This is a genomic window from Rhizobacter sp., from assembly GCF_031412495.1.
Classification (GTDB): domain Bacteria; phylum Pseudomonadota; class Gammaproteobacteria; order Burkholderiales; family Burkholderiaceae_C; genus Schlegelella_A.
The window spans coordinates 1-4,445 of sequence record NZ_JANODC010000032.1 but is presented as its reverse complement, the minus strand read 5'-3'; the positions used below and the strand labels follow the sequence as shown (position 1 = coordinate 4,445).

The window sequence follows — 4,445 nt, the reverse complement described above, 5'->3', positions numbered from 1 at the left end:
CCCGCAGCCGCGACGGCGCAACGGCGGCGCGCCCGCTCGAAGGCCTGCGCATCGGCGTGCCGGCCGAGTTCTTTCCGCCGGCGCTGGCCAGCGACGTCGAGGCGGCCCTGCGCGCCGCGCTCGGCGTGCTCGAGCGCCTCGGCGCCCGCCTCGTCGACGTCCGCCTGCCGCGCACCGAGCTGTCGATCCCGGTCTACTACCTGATCGCGCCGGCCGAGGCGTCGTCGAACCTGTCGCGCTTCGACGGCGTCCGCTACGGCCACCGCGCCGAGCACTTCGAGGACCTTCTCGGCATGTACAAGGCGAGCCGCAGCGAGGGCTTCGGCGCCGAGGTGAAGCGCCGCATCATGATCGGCACCTACGTGCTTTCGCACGGCTACTACGACGCCTACTACCTGCAGGCACAGAAGCTCCGCCGCATGATCGCCGACGACTTCCAGGCCTGCTTTCAGGCCTGCGACGTCATCGCCGGCCCGGTCGCGCCCACCGTCGCCTGGCCGCTCGGCGACCGCAGCGACGACCCCGTCGCCAATTACCTGGCCGACATCTTCACCCTGCCCGCCAGCCTCGCCGGCCTGCCCGGCATGAGCGTTCCCGCCGGCTTCGGTGCCGGCGGCCGGCCCGGGTGTCCGACGGGCATGCCCGTCGGCCTGCAGCTGATCGGCAACTACTTCGACGAAGGCACGCTCCTGCACGCGGCGCATGCCTTCCAGCAGGCCACCGACTGGCACCTGCGGGCCCCTGCCGAGCACCCGAGGTCGGCCGCATGACGCCGGCGCCGACGCCCGCGGCGATGCTGGTGCGCGGCTACGAGGTCGTGATCGGCATCGAGACGCACGCCCAGCTCTCCACCGCCTCGAAGATCTTCAGCGGCGCGTCGACGGCCTTCGGCGCGGAGCCGAACACGCAGGCCTCGCCCGTCGACCTCGCCCTCCCCGGGACGCTGCCGGTCGCCAACCGCGGCGCGGTCGAGCGCGCCATCCGCTTCGGCCTGGCCGTCGGCGCGACGATCGCTCCACTGTCCATCTTCGCGCGCAAGAACTACTTCTATCCCGATCTGCCCAAGGGCTACCAGATCAGCCAGTACGAGACGCCGGTGGTCCAGGGCGGCGCGGTCGAGTTCTACGTCGGCGAGGCGCTGCACCGGGTCCAGCTGACCCGCGCCCATCTCGAGGAAGACGCCGGCAAGTCGATGCACGGCCTCGGCCGCGACAGCGCCGACGCGTCTGCCGACGGCGCCCCCTTCGATTACCACGGCGGCTGGTCGGGGATCGACCTCAACCGCGCCGGCACGCCGCTCCTCGAGATCGTCACCGAGCCGGACATGCGCTCGAGCACCGAGGCGGTCGAGTACGCGCGCGCCTTGCACGCGCTGGTCGTGTGGCTCGGCATCTGCGACGGCAACATGCAGGAGGGGAGCTTCCGCTGCGACGCCAACGTGTCGGTGCGCCGCCCCGGCGCGCCTTTCGGCACGCGACGCGAGATCAAGAACCTGAACAGCTTCCGCTTCATGCAGCAGGCGATCGACTACGAGGTGCAGTGGCAGATCGACCTCCTCGACGACGGCGGCGGGGTGCGGCAGGCGACGGTGCTGTTCGACCCGGAGCACGGCGAGACGAGGGCCATGCGCAGCAAGGAAGACGCGCACGACTACCGCTACTTCCCCGATCCCGACCTGCCGCCGCTGGCCATCTCGGCAGAGTGGATCGCCCGGGTCCGCGCCGACATGCCGGAACTACCGCGCGACCGCGCGAGACGTTTTCAAAGTGAGTACATGCTCATCGCGTATGACGCAGCCCTGATGGTGCTGAGCCGCAGCGTCGCCGATTACTTCGAAACCGCCGCGCGGGCCAGCGGCCAGCCGAAGCTGGTCGCCAACTGGGTCATGGGCGAGATCTCGAAGCGGCTGCACGCCGGCGGGCTGACGACGATCCCGCTGCCGGCGCAGACCCTCGGGCAGCTCGTGTCGCGCATCGCCGACGGAACGATCTCGAACGCCGCCGCGCGCCAGGTCTTCGACGCGCTCTGGCTGGGCGAGGGCGACGGCGTCGACGCCGTCATCGATGCGCGCGGCCTGCGCCAGATGCGCGACGCCGGCGAGCTCGAGCGGATCGTCGCCGAGGTGATTGCGGCGAACCCGAAGTCGGTGCAGGAATTCCGCGCCGGCAAGGACAAGGCCTTCAACGCCCTCGTCGGCCAGGCGATGAAGGCCAGCCGGGGCAAGGCCGATCCGACGCAGGTGAGCGCGCTGCTGCGCGCGAAGCTCGGCTGATGGGTGGCCCTCCGGGGCTTCGCCCGGTCGGTCGAGACCGGATGGCGGACCGGCGAACTAGGGGCTCTTGACGCGCGCGGCGTCCTTGACCTGCAGCGCTCTCGCGCCGGTGCCAGGGGGGGCCGCTGCAGCCTTCGAGGCCTCCCCGGCGTTCTGCATCGGCCCAAGCGAGCCGGGCGGCGTCCCGGCCCACAGCTTCTTCAGTCGCTGAAGCTCGGCGTCGTAGAGCGCGTTGATCCGCCCCACCTCCGTCTGCTGGTTCTGCACCAGGGCCTTCTGCGCCTCGAGGGTGGCCTCATTGGCGTCGAGAGCCAGCTTGAGCTTCGTCGGGAGGGGCTTGTCGACGTAGAACTCCTTCTCATCCTCGAGCGGCTTGCGATCGGCTTTCAGCTGGGCGATCCGTGCTTCCGACTTCCCGACCGCGATGCGAATGTCGTCGAGCGCCTTCTCCCGACCCCTGGCATGCGCCGCCTCGTCCGGATAGCGCTGCATCAGGTTGCGGTCGCGCCGGGCCGCGTCCTTGCGGGCGACTTCGCGCTCCTCCTCTTCGCGTTGGCGCCGCTCGAGTTCGGCGCGCTCCTCGGGCGTGAGGGTGGGCGGCAGGATCCGGTTGACCGACCCGTCGGTATTGAGAACCCGCTGCTCGATATGGCTGCACTCGTGGATCGGACGGTCGGAGGTGATCTTCTTGCCGTTGAGGACGCAGCTGAAGATCAGGCCGCCGGAGCGTGCGGCCGGCGCCTGCGCCCAGGCGGCAGAGACTGCGGCCGAGGCGACGGCCAGTCCGCAGGCAAGTTGCCGGACAGCGCGAGATGCCAGCGGATCACACCCCATAGCGCTGCCGGTAGCGCATGACCGCATCGGCGTGCTCGGAAAGGGACGGGTTGGCATCGGAGTTCAGGTAGTCCAGCAAGTCCGCCAGGGTGGCCACCGCGATCACGGGAATGCCGTAGTCGCGCACGAATTCATCAACGGCCGAACGATCCGACAGGTTGTCAGCGGCGCCGCCCCGTTCCTGTCGATCCAGGGCGATGAGGACGGCGACCGGCTCGGCGCCCTGGCGACGAAGCAGCTCGACCGACTCGCGCTTGGAAGCGCCATCGGTGATCACATCATCGACGATGACGGTGCGCCCCCGCAATGGTGCGCCGACGACGACGCCGCCCTCACCGTGATCTTTTGCTTCCTTGCGGTTGTAGGCGAACGGCACCGCCCGGCCGCGCGTGCCGAACTCGATCGCCACCGCCGCGGCCAGGGTGATGCCCTTGTAGGCCGGCCCGAACAGCATGTCGAAGGCGAGCCCAGAGGCTGTAAGCCGCCGTGCATAGACTTCGCCGAGGCGCATCAGCTGAGCGCCGTCGTCGAACAGGCCCGAGTTGAAGAAGTACGGCGACAGCCGCCCCGCCTTGGTCCTGAATTCGCCGAAGCGCAGGACGCCGGCCTCGACCGCGAACTGCACGAACTCGCGCGCGATGGTCGTGTCGGGAGCCTGTTTGCTCATTGAACTACCCTCCGCGCTGCGCGCTCCGGTATTCGCCTTCGGAACGGCCGTGCGGCTCATGCCGGGGATCGCGTGTTCCGCCTCGTCTCGCTGAACCTGAACGGGATCCGCTCGGCGGCGGCCAAGGGCTTCGAAGCCTGGGCCGAGGGGGTGGGCGCGGATTGTATGGGCGTGCAGGAGATCAAGGCCCAGGAAGACACGGTGCGCGGCCGCTTCGACAAGGTAGCGGGCATGAAGGGACACTTCCACTTCGCCGAGAAGAAGGGCTACTCCGGCGTCGGCCTCTACAGCCGCCGCAAGCCGAGCGCGATCCGCTGCGGCTTCGGCGACGCCGAGTTCGATGCCGAGGGGCGGTACGTGGAAGCACGCTTCGACCGCCCCGGCCGCAAGGGCCTGCCCCGGCTCAGCGTCGTCAGCTGCTACTTCCCGAGCGGGTCGTCGGGCGAGCACCGGCAGGCGGCAAAGTTCCGCTTCCTCGCCCTGATGGCGCCGTACCTGCACGCCCTGGCCCAGGAGCGCGAGGTCATCCTCGTCGGCGACATCAACATCGCGCACAAGGAGATCGACCTCCGGAACTGGAAGGGCAACCGCAAGAACAGCGGCTTCCTGCCCGAGGAGCGCGCCTGGATGACGCGGCTGTTCGAGGAGCTCGGCTTCGTCGACGTGTTCCGC

General features: G+C 69.7%; 5 protein-coding genes. 3 read left to right on the top strand and 2 right to left on the bottom strand.

The window, feature by feature from the left end; translation table 11 throughout:
- Positions 1 to 770: amidase family protein (locus tag AC30N0_RS01175; RefSeq protein WP_489516111.1), on the top strand; the 770-nt coding region annotated here is incomplete at its 5' end.
- Complete coding sequence (gene gatB / locus AC30N0_RS01170) at positions 767 to 2,272, top strand: Asp-tRNA(Asn)/Glu-tRNA(Gln) amidotransferase subunit GatB (RefSeq protein WP_489516110.1); 1,506 nt, start codon at positions 767 to 769, stop codon at positions 2,270 to 2,272. The genes AC30N0_RS01175 and gatB, both read left to right, overlap by 4 nt.
- A 57-nt stretch (positions 2,273 to 2,329) precedes the next feature.
- Here the strand turns inward: gatB and AC30N0_RS01165 are convergent, their stop codons facing one another.
- Complete coding sequence (locus AC30N0_RS01165) at positions 2,330 to 3,163, bottom strand: hypothetical protein (protein ID WP_489516109.1); 834 nt, start codon at positions 3,161 to 3,163, stop codon at positions 2,330 to 2,332.
- Positions 3,096 to 3,773 carry an orotate phosphoribosyltransferase gene (gene pyrE, locus AC30N0_RS01160; protein ID WP_489516108.1) on the bottom strand — a complete coding sequence of 226 codons (678 nt, stop codon included), beginning with the start codon at positions 3,771 to 3,773 and terminating at the stop codon, positions 3,096 to 3,098. Before pyrE ends, AC30N0_RS01165 begins: the two co-directional genes overlap by 68 nt.
- A gap of 72 nt (positions 3,774 to 3,845) precedes the next feature.
- On the opposite strand from pyrE, the gene AC30N0_RS01155 reads away from it, so the two are divergent.
- Positions 3,846 to 4,445: exodeoxyribonuclease III (locus AC30N0_RS01155; protein WP_489516107.1), on the top strand; the 600-nt coding region annotated here is incomplete at its 3' end.